This window comes from Chromobacterium sphagni (assembly GCF_001855555.1).
GTDB lineage: Bacteria > Pseudomonadota > Gammaproteobacteria > Burkholderiales > Chromobacteriaceae > Chromobacterium > Chromobacterium sphagni.
Genome location: NZ_MKCT01000017.1, coordinates 270,822 through 288,552 on the forward strand (window position 1 = coordinate 270,822; position 17,731 = coordinate 288,552).

A 17,731-nucleotide genomic window follows, 5' to 3' on the forward strand; every position below is an offset into this window, starting at 1 on the left:
AAGGGCTGATAGCATGGTATGGACAGAAAATACTGATAAACGGACAAACATGCCGCGCGACGTTGTGGCCAATATCGATTACTCCGACTACCTGGGCGGCCCGGTGCTGGTCGCCCATGCCGGCCATGCCGGACCGGACAGCGAGTTTCGCCTGGGAACTGTGGAATACGATTGGCACCAGCATGCGCGTGGCCAGCTGTTTTGCGTGGCCAACGGCCTGGTGCATGTGCGCACCCGGCAGGGTTCCTGGCTGCTGCCGCCTGGCCGGGCCGGCTGGATACCGCCGGGCGTCAGCCACAAGGTGGCCATCCGCGGCGCGATGAGCGGCTGGGGAGTGCTGATCGCGCCGGATGCCTGCGGCGGTCTTCCCGTCTCGCCCTGCGTGGTGGCCATCGGCGAGCTGTTGGGCGCCGTGGTGCATCGGACCGCGGCTTGGGACGACAAGCATAGCCTGGACGAGGCGCAGCAACGGCTGGCGGCGGTGCTGCTGGATGAGTTGCGCATGGCCCGGCCAGAGCCGCTGCATTTGCCGATGCCGCTGGACGAGCGCTTGCTCAGGATCGCCCGGCGGGTGATCGGACAGCCGGGCGGCGCCGAGACGCTGGAGGTCCTGGCCAGCCATGCCGGCCTGTCCGGCCGCAGCGCGCGCCGCCTGTTCGCGGCGGAGACCGGCATGAGCTTCGTCCAGTGGCGGCAGCAGGCGCAGTTGAGCCATGCGCTGGAGTTGCTGGCTGGCGGCGATTCCGTCGCCGCCGTGTCCGATGCGCTGGGCTACGCCGCGCCCAGCAATTTCATCGCCATGTTCCGCCGCATCCTGGGCGACTCGCCGGCCAGTTACTTCGCCAAGCGGCGGCAACCGGGCGAGGCCTGAGCCGCGGGCTGGCGCGGAGTCAGGGTTTGCGGCCCGGCCACACCACGTCCTGATCCACCGCGTACAGCGAGCAGGGGCTGGGACTGCGGTTCTGGCAGAAGCCCAGCGCCCGGTCGGTGGCGTCGCTGCCGTAGGCATAGCCCCAGTGGCCGTCGGGGCTGATGGCGAAGGCGCGCGGCAGGGGGCTGGAGAGGAAGCGGGCGTAGCCGTTGCGCCTGTCGTCGGGCTTGAGGTAGGGGATACGGTCGCTGTCGTCCAGCGCGGCGTAGCCGCTGGATGCAGGGCGCGGCGCGATGCCCGGTTGGCGGAAGCCCAGCCCGCGCAGATAGTCTTCCAGCAGCGGCATCCAGATGGCGGCGCCGTGGGAGAACAGCAGGTGGCCGTTGTCGCCGAAGGCCGGCAGCAGCCGGTAGTCCAGCTGCGCGCCGCCGGCGCGGTAGACGCGGGCCCAGCTCTGCGAGTATTCCGGGCCGAAGAAGCGGTCGTTCTGCGTGTAGACCCACAGCATCGGTATGCGGGTCTGGCTGCCCATGTCGGCGAACAGTTGCTGCAACTGCGGTGCGGAGCAGGGCGTGCCGGGATGGGTGGCCGGGTCGCCGCCGGCGCCGCCGGCAAAGTTGATGGCGGCCACCACTCCGGGCGGATTCTCGGCGGCGGCGGCCACCGTGCTGATGCCGCCGACCGACTGCCCCAGCAGCAGCATGCGCTGGCTGTCGACATCGTCCCGGCGGCGGCCGTAGTCCAGCGCCGCCAGGATTTCCGCCACCGCCGGCCGCAGCGAGGCGGCGTAGTCCTTGCGCCGACAGGGGCCGGAATCCTCCGGGTCCAGCTCGCCGGCGCTGGAGCCGTAGCCCAGCCGGGTGGGCACCAGCACCACGAAGCCCTTGCGCACGAAATAGCGGGCGGCCTCCAGCATGCGGATCCGCGGCGGACTGGCGCGCTCGGCCGGCGTGGTGGCGCGGCCGTGGCTGATCACCACCAGCGGATGCGGGCCTGCTCCGACGGGGCGGTAGAGGGTGACGGTCATGGCATGGCTGCTGGCCTGGCCGTTGCCATCGGGCAGGCGCACCGGCAGCAGGATCACTTCTTCGCCCAGGTCGCGCGCCAGCGGTTCTTCGGCGCGGACGCCGCAGGCCAGGCCCAGCACCAGCAGGGCTGTCAGCAGGGGGAGTTTCATCGGGGCCGCTTTCGGTGGATGTCGTCGTCAGGCGCCGCAAGCGATGATATGGCCGACGGCCTCGATGTTTCAGGCGTCAGCGGCGCTGCGGCCCCAGTCCCAGTGCGTAACGGATCGCCTCGCGTTTGAGCGGCCCGGCCCGGTTGGCCAGTCGCAAGCCCAGGCCGCGCAGCAGCCTGAGCGGGGCGATATCGTTGGAGAAACCATAGCAGAAGGCGTCCATGCCTGCCTGCATCGCCAGGTTGGCCGGTTTGCGGGCGCGCTGGTAGCGCGCGAGCGCGGCCGCGCCGGCCCAGTCTTCGCGCTTGCCGTGGGCCGCCAGGATGGTTGCGGCCAACGCCGCCGCATCCTGGAAACCGAGGTTGACGCCTTGGCCGGCCAGCGGATGTATGGTGTGGGCGGCGTCGCCGGCCAGCGCCACGCCGTCTTTGACATAGCATTGCGCGTGGCGGCGGACCAGCGGGAAGCTGCCGCGCGCCGCGATGCGGACGATGCCGGGCAGCTTGCGCGGGAAGGCCTGGCTGACCGCGGCGATCAGTTCGTCGTCGCCGAGCGCGAGCAGCTGGCGGATTCTTTCCGGGCGGTGGTACCACACCAGCGAGGCGGCGTCGCCCGCCAGCGGCAGGAAGGCCTGCGGCCCGTCCGGCGTGAAGCGCTGCCAGGTGATGTCCTGTTGGCCGCTGTCCATCCGGCAGGAGAGCACCAGCGCGTGCATCGGATAGTCCCGGCTGGCGACGGCGATGCCGGCCGCCTCGCGCACCCGGGAGTGGGCGCCGTCGGCGGCGATCAACAGCCGCGCCTGCAGCCGGCCGCCGTCGGCCAGCGTCACTTGCGAGGCTTGTGGCCGATAGACAATGTCCTCCACTGCGGCCGGGCAGCGGTAGTCGACGCCGCCCTTGTCCAACAGCGCGGCGGTGGCGGCCAACTGCACCACGCGGTTTTCCACGATATGGCCCAGTTGCGCCACGCCGGCTTCGGCGGCGTCGAACAGGGTGCCGCCGGCCTCGTGCTGTTCCCACACTTGCATCAGCCGGTACGGCGCGGCGCGCATCGCCCGCAGCCTGTCCCAGGCGCCGATGCGCCGCAGGAATTGCGCCGAAGCCGGGCTGATCGCCGACACCCGCAGATCGGGCTCCTGTTCCGCGTCGAAAGGCTGCGGCGCCTGCTGTTCCAGCACGGCGATGGACAGGCCGTGGCCGGCCAGGGCGGCGGCTAGCGCGCTGCCGACCATGCCGCCGCCGACGATGACGATGTCGCGGTGTTCCATTGGGTTCTCCTTGTCAGGCCGGGCCAGCGCCGGCGCGAATGGCCGTCATTCTGACCATGCCGGCGGGGCGCCGCCTTGGTCTGGATCAAGGCCGCTTTGCAACAGCGAGCGCATGCGCGGCACCACGTGCTGGATGAAGGCCTCGTATTTGCGCGGCAGCGGATGACGGTAGGGATAGACCAGGAACACCGGCCAGCAGTCGTGGCTCCAGCCCGGCAGCACCGGCGTCAGCCGGCCGGACTTCAGGTGTTCGATCGCCACGTAGTGGGGCAGCAGGGCGATGCCGCTGCCGGCGATGGCGCCGGACAATAGCGGCGCGTACTGGTGGCTGCTGAGCACCGGTTGAATCCGCACCTGCTTCTGCACGCCGTCCTTTTCCAGCAGCCATTCCGGCGCGTCGCGCAGCTTGGGCCGGCTGGTGTCGAGCAGGATGCGGTGATGGCTCAGGTCTTCCGGCGTCTTCAGCGGAGGCGCCTTGGCCAGATAGTCCGGCGCGGCGAACGCCCATTCGCGCACGAAGCCCAGTGGTTTGGCCACCAGCGCGTCGTCGTGGACGTTGCGGGTGCGGATGCAGAAGTCCAGCCCTTCGGAGATAGGGTCCTGCAGCCGGTTTTCCACTTGCAGCTTCAATTTCAGGCAGGGGTGCAGCACCGCCAGCTCGGCCAGGATGGGCGCGAGCAGGTATTGGGCGAAGGAGGTGATGGAGCTGATTACCAGCGGACCGCTGACCTCGCCCTCGGCTTCGTTGACGTCCAGGCGGGCGCGTTCCAGCAGGCTGCGCAGTTCGCGCGCGTGCACCGCCAGCCGCTGTCCGGTTTCGGTCAGCGCTACCCGGCGGGTGTTGCGCAGCACCAGCACTGTGCCGAGGTCCTGCTCCAGCGCTTTCACCAACTGGCTGATCCGGCTCTTGGTGCAGTGCAACTCGTCGGCGGCCGCGGTGAAGCTGCCGCAACGCACCAGCGCGTCGAAGGCCAGCAGCGCTTGGGCATCGGGTAAGTGATTTGTTCTCATTTCATGAACAGTTTGTCATGACAAATGCGGTTTTTCAATTCGATTATTCATAATACGATCGGATCATGATAAATGATTGAACAGTGGAGCCGGCAATGAGCTTATTGCGCCGTGGGTTGAAAAGGCTGCTGGCCTGGTGGTGGCAGGGAATGACGCTGCATGCCAGGCAGGCCTGCCGGGATGAAGTGGAAGCATTGGAGCGAATACGCAATCAGGCGGGAGAAAGACGATGAACAGCGATATCACGCGGCAGGTGGTGCTGGGCTTCCTGCGGGAGGTCAGGTCCGGGCGCAATCCGGACGCGGCGGGAATTTACCTGGCGGAGCAGGTGGCGGCCCACCAGCTGGAGTCGGAAAATCCGCGCGTCCTGGCGCGCAGCCCGGCCAATTATGCCGACCATGTGCGCGAATTCCGCCAGTTGTTCGGCGAGTTCACGCTGCGGATAGACGAGCTGTTGGTGAATGGCGACCGCGCTTACGCCCGCTGGACTCAGTTTGGCCATCATACCGGCCAGATAGATGGCTATCCGGCCAGCGGCAGGCCGTTGACGCTGATAGACAGCGCCTGTTACCGGGTGGCGGACGGCAAGATCGTCGAATACTGGATACAGGCCGATCGCTGCGGCTTGCACCGCCAATTGGCCTGGACCGAGCAGGGATGATGAGCCTGAACGCGAAGCTCTCCCGCCGGCGTGAGGAGGACGGCGAAGCAGGCCAACCGGCTACTTTTTTGTTGATGGTCATGTCGGCATGCGCGGCCATGAGCGTGGCCAATGTCTACTATGCGCAGCCCTTGCTGGACACGATCAGAGCCGACTTGGGCATCAGCGTGGCCGGGGCGGGCGGGATAGTCACCGCCACGCAGCTTGGCTGTGCGCTGGCGCTTTGTCTGGTAGTGCCGCTGGGGGATTTGTGGAACCGGGTGCGCTTGCTGCTGGTGCAGTTGGCGCTGCTGTTGCTGACGCTGTTGTTCATTGTCTGGGTCGCCAGCCCAACGCTGCTATTGCTGGGCATGGCGGCGGCCGGCTTGTTTGGCACGGCGATGACTCAGGGACTGATTGCCTATTCCGCGACGTTGGCCGCGCCAGAGCGGCGCGGCAGAGTGGTGGGCACCGTGCAGGGAGGCGTGGTAGTCGGATTGCTGCTGGCGCGGGTGCTGGCCGGTTGCATCAGCGATCTCGCTGGTTGGCGCGCGGTGTATCTGGCTTCCGCAGGGGCGACGCTGACCATGCTGCTATTGCTGGCGCGATTGTTGCCGCCGCGGCCGGCAAGGCGGATGGAGTTGTCTTATCCCATGTTGCTGCATTCCATGTGGCTATTGTTGCGGCGGGAACGGGGGTTGCAGATACGCGGCATGCTTGCCTTGCTGATGTTTGCGATTCTGGGAATATTTTGGAGCGCGATGGCGCTGCCGCTGAGCGCTGAGCCATTTGGCTACTCGCATACGGCGATAGGCGCATTTGGCCTGGTGGGGCTGGTCGGCGCGCTGGCGGCTGCCAAGGCCGGGCGCTGGACGGATCTTGGCTTGGGTCAGCGGACCAGTGCGGCGGCGTTGCTGTGCATGCTGTTTGCTTGGCCGCTGCTGGCCTGGATGGAGCATGGCTTGTGGGCGCTGATTGTTGGCATCATTCTGCTGGACATGGGCGGGCAGGCGATTCACGTGGTCAACCAGGGCATGATTTTCCGTGAGGCGACGACGGCGCACAGCCGCCTAGTGGCATGTTATATGCTGTTTTATTCATTGGGCAGCGGCCTGGGCGCGATTGCTGCGACCAGCGTATACGCCTGCTTGGGCTGGCAGGGGGTATGCGGGTTAGGCTTTGGCGTCAGCATGCTGGCCGTGCTGTTCTGGTGGGCTACCTTGGAGCGTATGCCTGAAACTGCCGCTGCTCAGTTGGCCGGATAGTGGGAGAGTGGCAGTTGCAGGTCTGCCGCCGGCGCCAGCCGCATTCGACAGCCGTCATCATCTTCTGAAACAATGCCTCCTCGACTAGGGCCGCGCAGATGGCCCGTGAAACCGTCTAGGAGTCGCTTTGCCCTATCTCGCCCTGAGCCTGGCCATGCTGTTGTGGGCCAGTTCCTTCATCGTTCTCAAATATGTCTTCGTTTTCTACCATCCGCTGGCGGTGCTGTTCGCCCGGATGGTGATCGCCAGCCTGTGCCTGTTGCCGTTGTTGATGGGCGGCCGGGTGCGCTGGCGCTATCAGGCCGGGGATTGGCGCTGGCTGCTGGCGATGGGTCTGGCCGAGCCCTGCCTGTACTTCCTGTTCGAGGCCAATGCCCTGACCTATACCAGCGCCTCGCAGGCCGGGGTGATCACTGCCACGCTGCCTATGCTGATGGCGATAGGCGCCAGCCTGTTCCTGCGCGAGAAGCAGGGCCGGCAGGTGTGGCTGGGCATCGTTCTGTCCTTTGCCGGAGTGATCTGGCTTAGCGCCGGCAGCCGGGCCGGGCCGGGCGCGTCCGATCCGGTGCTGGGCAACGCGCTGGAGTTCTGCGCCATGATCTGCGCCAGCGGCTATGTGCTGATCGCCAAGCGGCTGTCGCCGCGCTATTCGCCGCTGGCCATCACCGGCATCCAGACGCTGATAGGTTGCGCCTGGTTCGGCCTGCTGCTGCTGACGCCGTGGGGGCGCTGGCCGGACAACTACCACTGGCTGCCCAGCCTGTGGGTGCTGTACCTGGGCGCGGCCATCACGCTGGGCGCGTATGGCCTGTATACCTGGGCGGTGTCGCGCATTCCGGTGGCGCGCGCCGGCGCCTTCATCAATCTGATTCCGGTATTCACCGTACTGCTGGCCTGGCTGCTGTTGGACGAGCGCTTCCTGCCGTGGCAGGGCCTGGCCGGGATGCTGGTGTTCGCCGGGGTGTGGCTGAGCCAGCGCAAGCAGGCTTGAGTCCATGCATGCCGACTGGTGGCTTTTCCGGCTATAGTCGATGATGCAGAATAGAATGAATATTTCCTTTGATGACCTTAAGGACCAGAGCATGAAGCCTCGGCATATCAGATCGTGCATGGCGTTGCCGCTGCTGCTGGCGTTGCAGTCGGCATGGGCGGACGATGCGCCGGGAGCGGCGGAGCCCCAGGTGCAGCAGGTGATCAAGCTGCCGCTGCGGGTGGGCAAGCCGGCCCAGACGCCGGAAGGGCCGGCCGCGGCCATGCCTTCCCCATCCTCCCCGGCCAGCGGAACTCAGGTCAAGCCGGCCGCGGGCGGCAAGCCCGCGGAAGCGGGCAAGAAGATGGAGGCGGCCAAGAAAGGCGCTCCGGCCAAGGCTGATGCGGCAGCGGCGGAGAAAATGGAACCCGCGGTGCCGATGGGCAAGCCGCCGGCGCGGGATCTGAGCCAGCCCAGTCCCGAGGTGACGGCGCCGGGCGGCAGGCCGCACGCGGCCCGCAAGGCGCGCGCCAAGCCCAGACAGGTCGCGCATGCCGCGGCCAAGCCCGCGGCTGGCGAGACCGGCCAGGTGAAGAGCGTGGTCGGCAGCATACTCAAGGCCAACGGCGCCTATATCGCCAAGCATTCGCCGGGCTATCTCGCCAAGCTGGGCGAGCGTCAGATGCCCAGGGCCACGGTGGTGACCTGCTCCAATCCCGGCGGCCAGGTGGGCATGCTGGGCGGCGACGCCGACGGCGAGCTGTTCGTGATCAGCAATCTGGGCAACCAGCTGGCCACGTCGGAGGGCTCGGTCGAATACGGCGTGCGCCACCTGCACACGCCCTTGCTGATGTTCATCAGCCATTCCGGCTGCGGCGCGATCAAGGCGGCGGCCAGCGATTACAGCGCGATGGAGCCTGCGATCCAGAAGGAACTGGACAATATCGAGATACCCAAGGGCATCGACGCCACCAACGGCGCGCTGATCAACATCAACAACCAGGTGGAAGGCTCGATCCTCAAGTTCTCCGGCGAGGTAGAGGCCGGCCGGCTGGCGGTGCTGGGCGGCTACTACGATTTCAACAACGATCTGAAGCAGGGCCGCGGCCGGCTGGTGATCACCAATATCAACGGCGAGACCGATCCGGTCCGCATCCGTGAGCTGAGCCGCAGCGGCCAGTATTTCAAGTACGGTTTCATGGGGCGGTAGCGCCGCCGTTACAGCGATTCCTGTCTGGACTATCTGAAGAGCGCCGAATCGGCGCTCTTTTCGTTGGGAAACCGGCAATTGTTTGGCTATGCGCAAAATCGAATATCCGCAAACGGATTAACATGGTGGCGAATCAAGCGAATCAGCGGGTAGGCAATGCAAAAGCCTTGATTTTAATAAGGGCATGTGGCCTGCGATGTAATCGATTCGCTACAAAGGTTTGATGGCGCCGCCATCGTTTTGCGGCGGGGAATGGGATTTTCTCCGCATATTCATTCACTTTCGCAAACATGGCGCTGGAAATAAACCGCGCGGCGCCCGGCAATTTCATTTGGTTCTGGAGAGACAACATGGCTGTTAGCAATCAGATCGAGCTGGACGCGCTGGTGGCGCGTGTCAAAAAGGCGCAGACGGCGTTCGCGCAGTTCAGCCAGGAGCAGGTCGACCATATCTTCCGCTGCGCCGCGCTGGCCGCCGCCGACGCCCGCATCCCGCTGGCGCGGATGGCGGTGGCCGAAACCGGCATGGGGGTGATGGAGGACAAGGTGATCAAGAACCACTTCGCCTCCGAGTACATCTACAACAAGTACAAGGACGAGAAGACCTGCGGCGTGCTGTCCGAGGACGACACCTTCGGCACCCTCACCATCGCCGAGCCGATCGGCGTGCTGTGCGGCATCGTGCCGACCACCAACCCGACCTCCACCGCCATCTTCAAGGCGCTGATCTCGCTGAAGACCCGCAACGGCATCATCTTCTCGCCGCACCCGCGCGCGCGCCGCTCCACCTGCGAAGCCGCCCGCCTGGTGCTGGACGCCGCGGTGGCCGCCGGCGCGCCGCAGGACATCATAGGCTGGATAGACGAGCCGTCGGTGGCGCTGTCCAACCAGCTGATGCACCACCCGGACGTCAACCTGATCCTGGCCACCGGCGGTCCGGGCATGGTCAAGGCCGCTTACTCCTCCGGCAAGCCCGCCATCGGCGTCGGCGCCGGCAATACCCCGGCGGTGATAGACGAAACCGCCGACATCAAGCGCGCCGTCGCCTCCATTCTGATGTCCAAGACTTTCGACAACGGCGTGGTGTGCGCGTCCGAGCAGTCGGTGATCATCGTCGATGAAATCTACGACGCGGTGCGCGAGCGCTTCTCCAAGCATGGCGGCTACATCCTGAAGGGGAGCGAGGTCGAGGCGGTGCGCAAGGTGATCCTGCAGGACGGCAGCCTGAACGCCGCCATCGTTGGCCAGAGCGCGGCCAAAATCGCCGCGATGGCGGGCATCGACGTGCCGCCGACCACCAAGGTGCTGATAGGCGAGGTGAGCGAGGTATCAGAGAAGGAAGCCTTCGCCCACGAAAAACTGTCGCCGACGCTGGCGATGTACCGGGCGAAGGATTTTATCGACGCCTGCGACAAGGCCGAGGCGCTGGTGACCATGGGCGGCATAGGCCACACCTCGGCGCTGTACACCGACCAGGATCTGCAGGAAGAACGCGTGCGTTACTTCGGCAACCGGATGAAGACAGCTCGCATCCTGATCAACACCCCGTCGTCCCAGGGCGGCATCGGCGATCTGTACAACTTCAGCCTGGCGCCGTCGCTGACCTTGGGCTGCGGCTCCTGGGGCGGCAACTCCATCTCCGAGAATGTCGGCCCCAAACACCTGATCAACAAGAAAACCGTCGCCAAGAGGGCTGAAAACATGCTGTGGCACAAGCTGCCCAAGTCCATCTACTTCCGCCGCGGCTGCCTGCCGGTGGCGCTGGAAGACCTGGCCGGTAGGAAGCGCTGCCTGATCGTCACCGGCCAGTACTTGTTCGAGCACGGCTTCGTCGACGAGCCGATCCGCCTGCTGAAGAAGATGGGCCTGGAAGTGGAAACCTTCTTCGAAGTGCCGGCCGACCCGACGCTGGCGGTGGTGCGCAAGGGCGCCGACCTGGCCCACGCTTTCAAGCCGGATGTGATCATGGCGATAGGCGGCGGCTCGCCGATGGACGCGGCCAAGATCATGTGGGTGATGTACGAGCATCCGGAGGTCCACTTTGCCGATCTGGCGCTGCGCTTCATGGACATCCGCAAGCGCATCTACCAATTCCCGAAACTGGGGCAGAAGGCGATGATGGTGGCGGTGCCGACCACCTCGGGCACCGGCTCGGAAGTGACGCCGTTCGCGGTGGTCACCGACGAAGTGACCGGCGTGAAATATCCGATCGCCGACTACGAGCTGACGCCGAACATGGCCATCGTCGACGCCAATCTGGTGATGGACATGCCCAAGTCGCTGACCGCCTTCGGCGGCATCGACGCCGTCACCCACGCGCTGGAAGCCTATGTGTCGGTGATGGCCAACGAATACTCCGATCCGCAGGCCTTGCAAGCCTTGAAGATGCTGAAGGACTACCTGCCGTCGTCGTACCGCAACGGCGCGGGAGACCCGAAGGCGCGCGAACAGGTGCACAACGCCGCCACCATCGCCGGCATCGCCTTCGCCAACGCCTTCCTCGGCGTCTGCCATTCGATGGCGCACAAGATCGGCGCCGAGTTCGGCCTGGCGCACGGCCTGGCCAACGCGCTACTGATCAGCAATGTGATCCGCTACAACGCCGCCGACGTGCCGACCAAGCAGACCGCCTTCAGCCAGTACGACCGCCCCAAGAGCGTGGCGCGCTACGCCGAGATCGCCCGCCACCTGGGCCTGGAAGCCAATAGCGACCACGCCCGCGTCGAGAAGCTGATCGAATGGGTGGACGAGATGAAGAGGACGCTGGCCATCCCGGCGTCGATCCAGGCCGCCGGCGTGGCGGAGGCGGATTTCCTCGCCAAGTTGGACGCGCTGGCCGAGGCGGCCTTCGACGACCAGTGCACCGGCGCCAATCCGCGCTACCCGCTGATCAGCGAATTGAAGCAGTTGCTGCTGGACAGCTATTACGGCCGCGCCTACCGCGAAGCCTGGGAGCGCGAGGAAGAGGTGGAAGAGAAAGTCGCTAAAGGCAAGGGCAAGCTCAAGACGGCCTGATCCCGGCCTGGCATGCCGCAGCGCAACCCGGAGCCTGGCTCCGGGTTTTTTTACGGCCTGGAGCCGCGCCGGGCAGGAGGCGACTGCGGCGCATCATGGCTGATATGGGTTTGTTTTATGAAATTTGAATGCTAGTTGATTCATTTTAATTTTAATAAAGTGCTCAAATATTCATATCGATATGAATCTATGTAAAATGCTTTGTCATTCCGGCGCAACAGCACAAGCAATAGCCGGAAGTTCAACGTTTACACAAGGAGCACTGTATGTCGGGAGAGCAACAGACCCTGCACCGGGGGCTGGAGGAGAGGCATATCAATCTGATGGCGCTGGGGGCAACCATAGGTGTCGGCCTGTTCCTCGGTTCCGCCACCGCCATCAAGATGGCGGGGCCGGCCATCATGCTGGCCTACGGCATAGGTGGTCTGGCCATCTTCATGATCATGCGCGCGCTGGGCGAAATGGCCATCCACAATCCGGTAGCCGGCTCGTTCAGCCGCTACGCGCAAGACTATCTGGGGCCGCTGGCCGGCTACCTCACCGGCTGGAACTACTGGTTTCTGTGGCTGGTGACCTGCATGGCGGAGATCACCGCGGTCGGCGTCTACATGGGCATCTGGTTCCCGGATGTGCCGTCCTGGTACTGGGTGCTGGCGGCGATGCTGGCGATGGGCGGCGTCAACCTGATCGCGGTAAAGGCCTACGGCGAGTTCGAGTTCTGGTTCGCGCTGATCAAGATCGTCACCATCGTATTGATGATAGCCGGCGGCTTCGCCATGATCGCCTTCGGTTTCGGCAACCACGGCGTGGCCACCGGCATTTCCAATCTGTGGGCGCACGGCGGTTTCATGCCGCACGGCTTCACCGGCGTGCTGATGTCCTTGCAGATGGTGATGTTCGCCTACCTGGGCGTGGAAATGCTGGGCCTGACCGCCGGCGAGGCCAAGAATCCGAAAAAGGCGCTGGCGCGCGCGGTGGATTCGGTGTTCTGGCGCATCCTGATCTTCTACATCGGCGCGCTGTTCGTGATCCTGGCCATCTATCCGTGGAACGAGCTGGGCACCCGCGGCAGTCCCTTCGTGATGACGTTCCAGAGCCTGGGCATCCCGGCAGCCGCCGGCATCATCAACTTCGTGGTGCTGACCGCCGCCTTGTCTTCGTGCAATAGCGGCATCTACAGCACCGGCCGCATGCTGTTCAACCTGGCGGAGCAGAAGCAGGCGCTGCCGCTGTTCGCCCGCGTGTCGAAAAACGGCGTGCCGATGCCGGCGCTGCTGTTGTCTATCGCCGCGCTGCTGGTGGGCGTGCTGCTCAACTACCTGGCGCCCAAGGAGGTGTTCACCTGGCTGACCGCCATCTCCACTTTCGGCGCGGTGTGGACCTGGCTGATCATCCTGTTGGCGCAGCTGCGTTTCCGCCGCACGCTGTCGCCGGCGCAACTGGCGGCGATCAGCCACCGCATGCCGCTGTGGCCGTACGGTTCCTATCTGACGCTGGGCTTCCTGGCGCTGGTCATCGGCCTGATGGCCTACTTCCCCGACACCCGGGTGGCGTTGATGGTCGGCCCGGGCTGGCTGGTGTTCCTGGTGGCGGCGTACTACCTGCTGGGCTACCACAAGCGCGATGCCGCCGGGCAACTGGCGCGGCAGGGCCGCTGAGCGCCGCGGGGCCGATCCCGGCCTGTTCCCGCCGGGAGTAGGCTTTTTTCATTTCGGCGGCCGGTTCATGGCAGGCCGGCGCGCCCGCGCAGGAAGGCTATCAGCGCGCGCAACTTGGCCGGCGGCTGGCGGTGGTGTGGGTAGTAGAGATGGAAGGCCTCCGCCGGCGGCATGAAAGCGTCCAGCACCGCTTGCAGGCGGCCGGCGGCTATCTGAGGCCGAGCCAGGGGCTCGGCCAGATAGGCGAGGCCCGCGCCGCCCATTGCGGCATGCAGGATGGCCATATTGTCGTTGGCGATCAGCGGTCCGCTCAGCGCCAGCTGCAAGGGCTGGCCGTCCTGGACAAACTGCCAGCGGTATTGCTGGCCGTTGCCGCCGAAACGGTAGCCGATGCAGGCGTGGCGGGCCAGATCATCCGGCCGGGCGGGCGCGCCGCGCCGAGCCAGATAATCGGGAGAGGCCGCTACGATGAAGCGCAGCGGCTGGCTGATCTGCAGCGCGCGCATGCCAGGCTGCAGCGTTTCGCCGAAGCGTATGCCGGCGTCGAAACGCTGGGCGACGATGTCCACCAGGCCATTGTTGACGTCCAGTTCCAGTGTCAATTGCGGGTGGCTCGCCAGGAAGTCGGCCAGCAGCGGGTAGAACAACAGTTGGGCCGCGCTGTGCGGCAGTGTCAGCCGCAGCAGTCCGGCCGGTTGACCCTGCGACTGGCGGGCCTCTTCCAGCGCCGCGCCGATCTCGTCCAGCGCCGGGGACAGCCTGGCGAGCAACGCCTCGCCGGCTTCGGTCAGCGTGACCTGGCGGGTGGTGCGGGTGAGCAGGCGCACGCCCAGCGAGTCTTCCAGCTGGCGCATGCTCTGGCTCAGTGCCGAGGCGCTGACGCCCAGTTCGGCGCCGGCGCGGGTGAAGCTCTTGTGGCGGGCGATCCGGCTGAAGGCCGCCAGCGCGTCATGTTGCGTGCGCGACACTGTGAAGTCCCACTAAATAATGTTTGTCATTTTCGGTCATTTATCCGCACATTGCCATCGCCTATGCTGACGCTACTTCAACCGACAGGAGTCTTGGCAATGCAAAAACGCACACTGGGCCGCAACGGCCCGCAAGTTGCCGCGCTGGGTCTGGGCTGCATGGGCATGAGCGCTTTCTACGGCCCGCACGACGACGCCGAATCGCTGGCCACGCTGGATGCGGCGCTGGACCTGGGCGTCAATTTGTTGGATACCGCCGACATGTACGGCCCCTACACCAATGAAGAACTGTTGGCCAAAGTGCTGGCGCGCCGCCGCGGCGAAGTGGTGCTGGCAACCAAGTTCGGCATCGTGATGGACCCGGCCGATCCGGCGCGGCGGGGCGTCAACGGCCGTCCCGACTATGTGCGCTCCAGCTGCGAAGGCAGTCTGCGGCGGCTGGGCGTGGAGCATATCGACCTCTACTACCTGCACCGGGTCGATGCGGCGGTGCCGATCGAGGAGACCGTGGGCGCGATGGCCGAACTGGTGCGCCAAGGCAAGGTGCGCTACCTGGGCCTGTCCGAGGCGTCGGCGGCCACGCTGCGCCGCGCGGCGGCGGTGCATCCGATCCACGCGCTGCAAAGCGAATATTCGCTGTGGACGCGTGATCCGGAAGACGGCGTGTTGGCGGCCTGCCGCGAACTGGGCACCAGCCTGGTGGCCTACAGCCCGCTGGGCCGCGGCTTCCTCACCGGCGCGATCAAGAGCCCGGACGATTTCGCGCCGGACGACTTCCGCCGCGGCAATCCGCGTTTCCAGGGCGAAAATTTCCAGCGCAATCTGCAACTGGTCGAACGGGTGAAGGAGTTGGCGGCGGCCAAGGGCTGCAGCCCGGCGCAACTGGCGCTGGCCTGGGTGCTGGCGCAGGGCGAGGATATCGTCGCCATCCCCGGCGCGCGCAAGCAGGCCAATCTGCACGACAACCTGGGCGCGCTGAATGTCGTGTTGAGCCAGGAGGAATCCGCCAGGCTGGCGGCGCTGTTCGCCGGCGGCCAGGTCAGCGGCCTGCGCTACGCGGCCGAGGCGATGCCCTTGCTCAACCGTTAAGCCAGGCGCGCGTTGGCGGTTCCGCCTGAGCGCAAGCGGGTGCTCCGGCTTGCCAGCGGCTGGCGGCGCTCAGCGGCCCGGCAGCCTGGGCAACTCGTGCATGGGGATGGCGCGCGGCTTGCCGGTGGCGGGGTCGAAGCGCGGCAGCGGCTGGTAGCGGTCCCACGGCGCGCGCGGCGTCTGGCCCGGCAGCGCCGGGGATTGCACTTTGTCCAGCCGCTGCAGCATTTCCTGTTGTTGGCGCGGGGAGAGCGCGGCCGGGCTGTCTAGATTGGGCAACGGCATGGCTGGTTTGGTTTGCAGCGGCTTGGCCGGGGCCTCCATGCTGATGCGGGGCGCGGCCGCCGGTTTGGCCGGCAGCGCGAAATCGTAGGAGGGCAGGGGTTTGGCTGCCAGCTGCGCGCTGCAAAGCGCCAGCGGCAGCAGGAAAAGGCGAAGGCGCATATCGGTTCCTGCTATGCCGGTCCGCCTGTGGACGGCCGGATGTTGGTTCTTGGGGGAAACGCTGGCTGGCGCGGCGAGCGGATCGCTCCGCGTGGCTGGCATGGATGCTGGCGCGGATGGAACATTGCGCGCAAACATCTGAAGGAAGTGGATATTTTATCCAATATGCGGGGGGAAGGGCAAGAAGACTGGCCGCAAGCGGCGTTGCGGCGATGCCACGGCGCATGGTTTTTCATGCGCAAGGCATCGCCGACGTCATGCACAGCGGTGGCTATCTGCTATGGTGTCTGCGTTTCGCGGGCCGACAATCCCGTCGGCGCGGCGATTGAGGCTGTCTGAGCGGGCGCCGTTTCATTCCATCCGACTTCCATGTCAAATCAAACCATACAAAGCATACAAAGCATTCTGGATTTCAAGGCAACTTTGCTCAGCACCACCGGCTACACGGCGATGCTGACCGGGGTGGTGGCGCTGTTCTGGTTTTACAACCGCAAGGAGCGCGCGCTGCTCACGCTGGGAATCGGCGGAGCCATTGCCGCGGGCGGAACCCTGCTGGCGTACCTGCCGCCATTGCTGGCGCCCTGGCCGATGCTGGTGTTGGATACCTTGCTGCTGCTGCTGTTCCATCCGCTGGCGCTGATCGCCACGCAACAGATGTTTGGCCGGCCTTGCAGCTGGCCTTTCACGGCCTTGTCGGTGGCGGTGGTGATGCTGGCCTTCGTCTACTGGGGGGGAATGGATGGCTATGGCCGCCGGGTGATGGTCACTTCGGGCGCGCATCTGCTGTACTGGATCATGGTCATCCGGCTGTTGTGGCGGCAGCGGCGCCAGGCCACGCCCGCCGGCCACAGGCTGGCCTTGGGGTTGGCGGCGGCGATCACGGCGATTGCCGCTTGCCGCTGGAGCGTGGCCTGGTATGCCGGGGACCCGGGTTTTGGCCAACGTTGCGCGATGTTCAATCTCTTCACTTCGCTGGGCCTGTTCTGGACCACCTTCTGCTTCAGCCTCAGCATGCTGTTCATCAGTTATGAGCGGCTGCTGCTGCAGGTCAAGCTGCAGGCGCAGCAAGACGGCCTGACCCGGTTGTACAACCACCGCACCTTCCATGAAAAGGCCGAAGGCCTGTTTATGCGCGCGCATGCCAGGCGGGAGCCATTGGCGCTGCTGCTGATCGATCTGGATCATTTCAAGCGCATCAACGATTGCCACGGCCATCAGGCCGGCGACGAGGTGCTGCGCCAACTGGCCGATTGCCTGCGCGGCGAGACCCGCCACGGCGATCTGCTGGGCCGGCATGGCGGCGAGGAATTCGTGGCGCTGCTGCCGCAGACCGCGCGTATCGAGGCCTACAATATGGCCGACCGCTTGCGGCGCGCCATCGCCAATCTCAAGCCGGTGGTGGGCGCCTGCCCGCTGTCGATCAGTGCCAGCATAGGCGTGGCCAGCCTGCGCGCCGACGAGCACGCCAACCTGGCCAGCCTGTTCCTGGAGGCGGACGTGCTGCTCTACCAGGCCAAGCACAAGGGGCGCAACCGCGTCGAAATGGAACGCGAAGCGGCGGCGGGCTAGCCTGCGCGCGCGGTTTCGGCCTCGAGGTGGGCATCGCGCAGGTAGACCGGCAGGTCGGTCGCCGGCGGCGCGGCCGGCACCTGGTACAGCAGGTCGGCGACGAAGCCGCGGTGGTAGTTCTTGTGGTTGACGATGTGCAACAGGATATCGCCACGGCGCATGCTGCCGCGGCCGCCGTCGACAAAGGCGAAATCCACGACTTGGTCGTGGGCCGCCGCGTCCAGGCTGTCGGCATAGTTGACGTACCACTGGTCCAGTTGGCTCTGGTCCTGGCTCAGTTCGTCTAGGCCGGGGATGCGTTCGGTGCTGCGGCTGGCGTAGCCGTGCGGGCGCGCCAGCAGATGGCCCTGCCAGATGCGGTCCACCACCAGATTGTGGTTGAGCGTGCCGAGGATGCTGCCGAATAGGGTGGCGCGCGGTTTGAGCAGTTCGGTTTCCGGCAGCGATGACAGCGAGGCCAGCAGGCGCTGATTGGCCCAGGCGCTATAGCGGACCAGCATGCGTATATTGCGTAGCGGCATGGCTCAGGGGGCTTCCGTGAATGACTGGTCAAGCATATAGACAAAGCTGGCCGCCAT

18 protein-coding genes are annotated in these 17,731 nt (G+C 65.7%); 11 read left to right on the forward strand and 7 right to left on the reverse strand.

Translation table 11 applies throughout. The annotated features are described in order from the left end of the window. The first annotated feature begins 49 nt into the window (after nucleotides 1–49). Nucleotides 50–871: an AraC family transcriptional regulator gene (locus BI344_RS09540; protein ID WP_071112710.1), complete on the forward strand. Its 822-nt coding sequence runs from the start codon at nucleotides 50–52 to the stop codon at nucleotides 869–871. A 19-nt stretch (nucleotides 872–890) separates the two neighbouring features. Here the strand turns inward: BI344_RS09540 and BI344_RS09545 are convergent, their stop codons facing one another. The 3 genes from BI344_RS09545 to BI344_RS09555 all read right to left on the reverse strand — a co-directional run bounded on the left by BI344_RS09545 (nucleotide 891) and on the right by BI344_RS09555 (nucleotide 4,326). Next, complete coding sequence (locus tag BI344_RS09545; RefSeq protein WP_071112711.1) at nucleotides 891–2,048, reverse strand: alpha/beta hydrolase family protein; 1,158 nt, start codon at nucleotides 2,046–2,048, stop codon at nucleotides 891–893. 76 nt (nucleotides 2,049–2,124) lie between these two features. Continuing rightward, nucleotides 2,125–3,315, reverse strand: a complete 1,191-nt coding sequence (locus tag BI344_RS09550; protein WP_071112712.1) for an FAD-dependent monooxygenase — start codon at nucleotides 3,313–3,315, stop codon at nucleotides 2,125–2,127. 45 nt (nucleotides 3,316–3,360) lie between these two features. Then, entirely contained in the window at nucleotides 3,361–4,326 is a 966-nt protein-coding gene (locus tag BI344_RS09555) for a LysR family transcriptional regulator (protein ID WP_071112713.1), read from the reverse strand. A 95-nt stretch (nucleotides 4,327–4,421) separates the two neighbouring features. Between BI344_RS09555 and BI344_RS24355 the strand changes: the two genes are divergently transcribed. The 5 genes from BI344_RS24355 (at nucleotide 4,422) to BI344_RS09575 (ending at nucleotide 8,411) form a co-directional block, all read left to right on the forward strand. Further along, the gene (locus BI344_RS24355; RefSeq protein WP_158020770.1) at nucleotides 4,422–4,559 is read left to right on the forward strand and encodes a hypothetical protein; all 138 of its coding nucleotides are present in this window, start codon (nucleotides 4,422–4,424) and stop codon (nucleotides 4,557–4,559) included. After that, nucleotides 4,556–4,987, forward strand: a complete 432-nt coding sequence (locus BI344_RS09560) for an ester cyclase (protein WP_071112714.1) — start codon at nucleotides 4,556–4,558, stop codon at nucleotides 4,985–4,987. Before BI344_RS24355 ends, BI344_RS09560 begins: the two co-directional genes overlap by 4 nt. An 80-nt stretch (nucleotides 4,988–5,067) precedes the next feature. Next, nucleotides 5,068–6,231: an MFS transporter gene (locus BI344_RS09565; protein ID WP_338152210.1), complete on the forward strand. Its 1,164-nt coding sequence runs from the start codon at nucleotides 5,068–5,070 to the stop codon at nucleotides 6,229–6,231. Nucleotides 6,232–6,358: 127 nt separating this feature from the next. Then, entirely contained in the window at nucleotides 6,359–7,222 is an 864-nt protein-coding gene (locus BI344_RS09570) for a DMT family transporter (protein ID WP_083338831.1), read from the forward strand. 91 nt (nucleotides 7,223–7,313) lie between these two features. Continuing rightward, the gene (locus BI344_RS09575) at nucleotides 7,314–8,411 is read left to right on the forward strand and encodes a carbonic anhydrase (protein ID WP_139166938.1); all 1,098 of its coding nucleotides are present in this window, start codon (nucleotides 7,314–7,316) and stop codon (nucleotides 8,409–8,411) included. Nucleotides 8,412–8,553: 142 nt separating this feature from the next. Here the strand turns inward: BI344_RS09575 and BI344_RS24790 are convergent, their stop codons facing one another. Further along, entirely contained in the window at nucleotides 8,554–8,742 is a 189-nt protein-coding gene (locus BI344_RS24790; RefSeq protein WP_206600354.1) for a hypothetical protein, read from the reverse strand. A 19-nt stretch (nucleotides 8,743–8,761) separates the two neighbouring features. On the opposite strand from BI344_RS24790, the gene adhE reads away from it, so the two are divergent. Both adhE and BI344_RS09585 read left to right on the forward strand, forming a co-directional pair. Then, nucleotides 8,762–11,425 (forward strand): bifunctional acetaldehyde-CoA/alcohol dehydrogenase, encoded by a 2,664-nt coding sequence (adhE, locus tag BI344_RS09580; RefSeq protein WP_071112961.1) that lies wholly within the window; start codon nucleotides 8,762–8,764, stop codon nucleotides 11,423–11,425. A gap of 266 nt (nucleotides 11,426–11,691) precedes the next feature. Continuing rightward, nucleotides 11,692–13,083, forward strand: a complete 1,392-nt coding sequence (locus BI344_RS09585; RefSeq protein ID WP_071112716.1) for an amino acid permease — start codon at nucleotides 11,692–11,694, stop codon at nucleotides 13,081–13,083. Between the two features lie 65 nt (nucleotides 13,084–13,148). Here the strand turns inward: BI344_RS09585 and BI344_RS09590 are convergent, their stop codons facing one another. After that, nucleotides 13,149–14,051, reverse strand: coding sequence for a LysR family transcriptional regulator (locus BI344_RS09590; protein ID WP_071112717.1), 903 nt, complete (start codon nucleotides 14,049–14,051; stop codon nucleotides 13,149–13,151). A 99-nt stretch (nucleotides 14,052–14,150) separates the two neighbouring features. On the opposite strand from BI344_RS09590, the gene BI344_RS09595 reads away from it, so the two are divergent. Further along, on the forward strand, nucleotides 14,151–15,140 hold the full coding sequence (locus BI344_RS09595; RefSeq protein ID WP_071112718.1) for an aldo/keto reductase: 990 nt from the start codon (nucleotides 14,151–14,153) through the stop codon (nucleotides 15,138–15,140). A gap of 69 nt (nucleotides 15,141–15,209) precedes the next feature. Here the strand turns inward: BI344_RS09595 and BI344_RS09600 are convergent, their stop codons facing one another. Then, nucleotides 15,210–15,584, reverse strand: coding sequence for a hypothetical protein (locus BI344_RS09600; RefSeq protein WP_071112719.1), 375 nt, complete (start codon nucleotides 15,582–15,584; stop codon nucleotides 15,210–15,212). 39 nt (nucleotides 15,585–15,623) lie between these two features. Here BI344_RS09600 and BI344_RS23810 point away from each other — a divergent pair, with 39 nt between their 5' ends. After that, nucleotides 15,624–15,923 (forward strand): hypothetical protein, encoded by a 300-nt coding sequence (locus tag BI344_RS23810; protein ID WP_139166939.1) that lies wholly within the window; start codon nucleotides 15,624–15,626, stop codon nucleotides 15,921–15,923. A 30-nt stretch (nucleotides 15,924–15,953) separates the two neighbouring features. Continuing rightward, nucleotides 15,954–17,153, forward strand: a complete 1,200-nt coding sequence (locus tag BI344_RS09605) for a GGDEF domain-containing protein (RefSeq protein ID WP_071112720.1) — start codon at nucleotides 15,954–15,956, stop codon at nucleotides 17,151–17,153. Here the strand turns inward: BI344_RS09605 and BI344_RS09610 are convergent. After that, nucleotides 17,150–17,674 (reverse strand): DinB family protein, encoded by a 525-nt coding sequence (locus tag BI344_RS09610; RefSeq protein ID WP_071112721.1) that lies wholly within the window; start codon nucleotides 17,672–17,674, stop codon nucleotides 17,150–17,152. The genes BI344_RS09605 and BI344_RS09610 overlap by 4 nt on opposite strands. Nucleotides 17,675–17,731 lie beyond the last annotated feature (57 nt).

Coding starts and splice junctions, on each gene's coding strand:
- BI344_RS09540 (WP_071112710.1), top strand. CDS start 50: ATGCCGCGCGACGTTGTGGCCAATATCGATTACTCCGACTACCTGGGC.
- BI344_RS09545 (WP_071112711.1), bottom strand. CDS start 2,048: ATGAAACTCCCCCTGCTGACAGCCCTGCTGGTGCTGGGCCTGGCCTGC.
- BI344_RS09550 (WP_071112712.1), bottom strand. CDS start 3,315: ATGGAACACCGCGACATCGTCATCGTCGGCGGCGGCATGGTCGGCAGC.
- BI344_RS09555 (WP_071112713.1), bottom strand. CDS start 4,326: ATGAGAACAAATCACTTACCCGATGCCCAAGCGCTGCTGGCCTTCGAC.
- BI344_RS24355 (WP_158020770.1), top strand. CDS start 4,422: ATGAGCTTATTGCGCCGTGGGTTGAAAAGGCTGCTGGCCTGGTGGTGG.
- BI344_RS09560 (WP_071112714.1), top strand. CDS start 4,556: ATGAACAGCGATATCACGCGGCAGGTGGTGCTGGGCTTCCTGCGGGAG.
- BI344_RS09565 (WP_338152210.1), top strand. CDS start 5,068: ATGTCGGCATGCGCGGCCATGAGCGTGGCCAATGTCTACTATGCGCAG.
- BI344_RS09575 (WP_139166938.1), top strand. CDS start 7,314: ATGAAGCCTCGGCATATCAGATCGTGCATGGCGTTGCCGCTGCTGCTG.
- BI344_RS24790 (WP_206600354.1), bottom strand. CDS start 8,742: ATGAAATTGCCGGGCGCCGCGCGGTTTATTTCCAGCGCCATGTTTGCG.
- adhE (WP_071112961.1), top strand. CDS start 8,762: ATGGCTGTTAGCAATCAGATCGAGCTGGACGCGCTGGTGGCGCGTGTC.
- BI344_RS09585 (WP_071112716.1), top strand. CDS start 11,692: ATGTCGGGAGAGCAACAGACCCTGCACCGGGGGCTGGAGGAGAGGCAT.
- BI344_RS09595 (WP_071112718.1), top strand. CDS start 14,151: ATGCAAAAACGCACACTGGGCCGCAACGGCCCGCAAGTTGCCGCGCTG.
- BI344_RS09600 (WP_071112719.1), bottom strand. CDS start 15,584: ATGCGCCTTCGCCTTTTCCTGCTGCCGCTGGCGCTTTGCAGCGCGCAG.
- BI344_RS23810 (WP_139166939.1), top strand. CDS start 15,624: ATGTTGGTTCTTGGGGGAAACGCTGGCTGGCGCGGCGAGCGGATCGCT.
- BI344_RS09605 (WP_071112720.1), top strand. CDS start 15,954: ATGTCAAATCAAACCATACAAAGCATACAAAGCATTCTGGATTTCAAG.
- BI344_RS09610 (WP_071112721.1), bottom strand. CDS start 17,674: ATGCCGCTACGCAATATACGCATGCTGGTCCGCTATAGCGCCTGGGCC.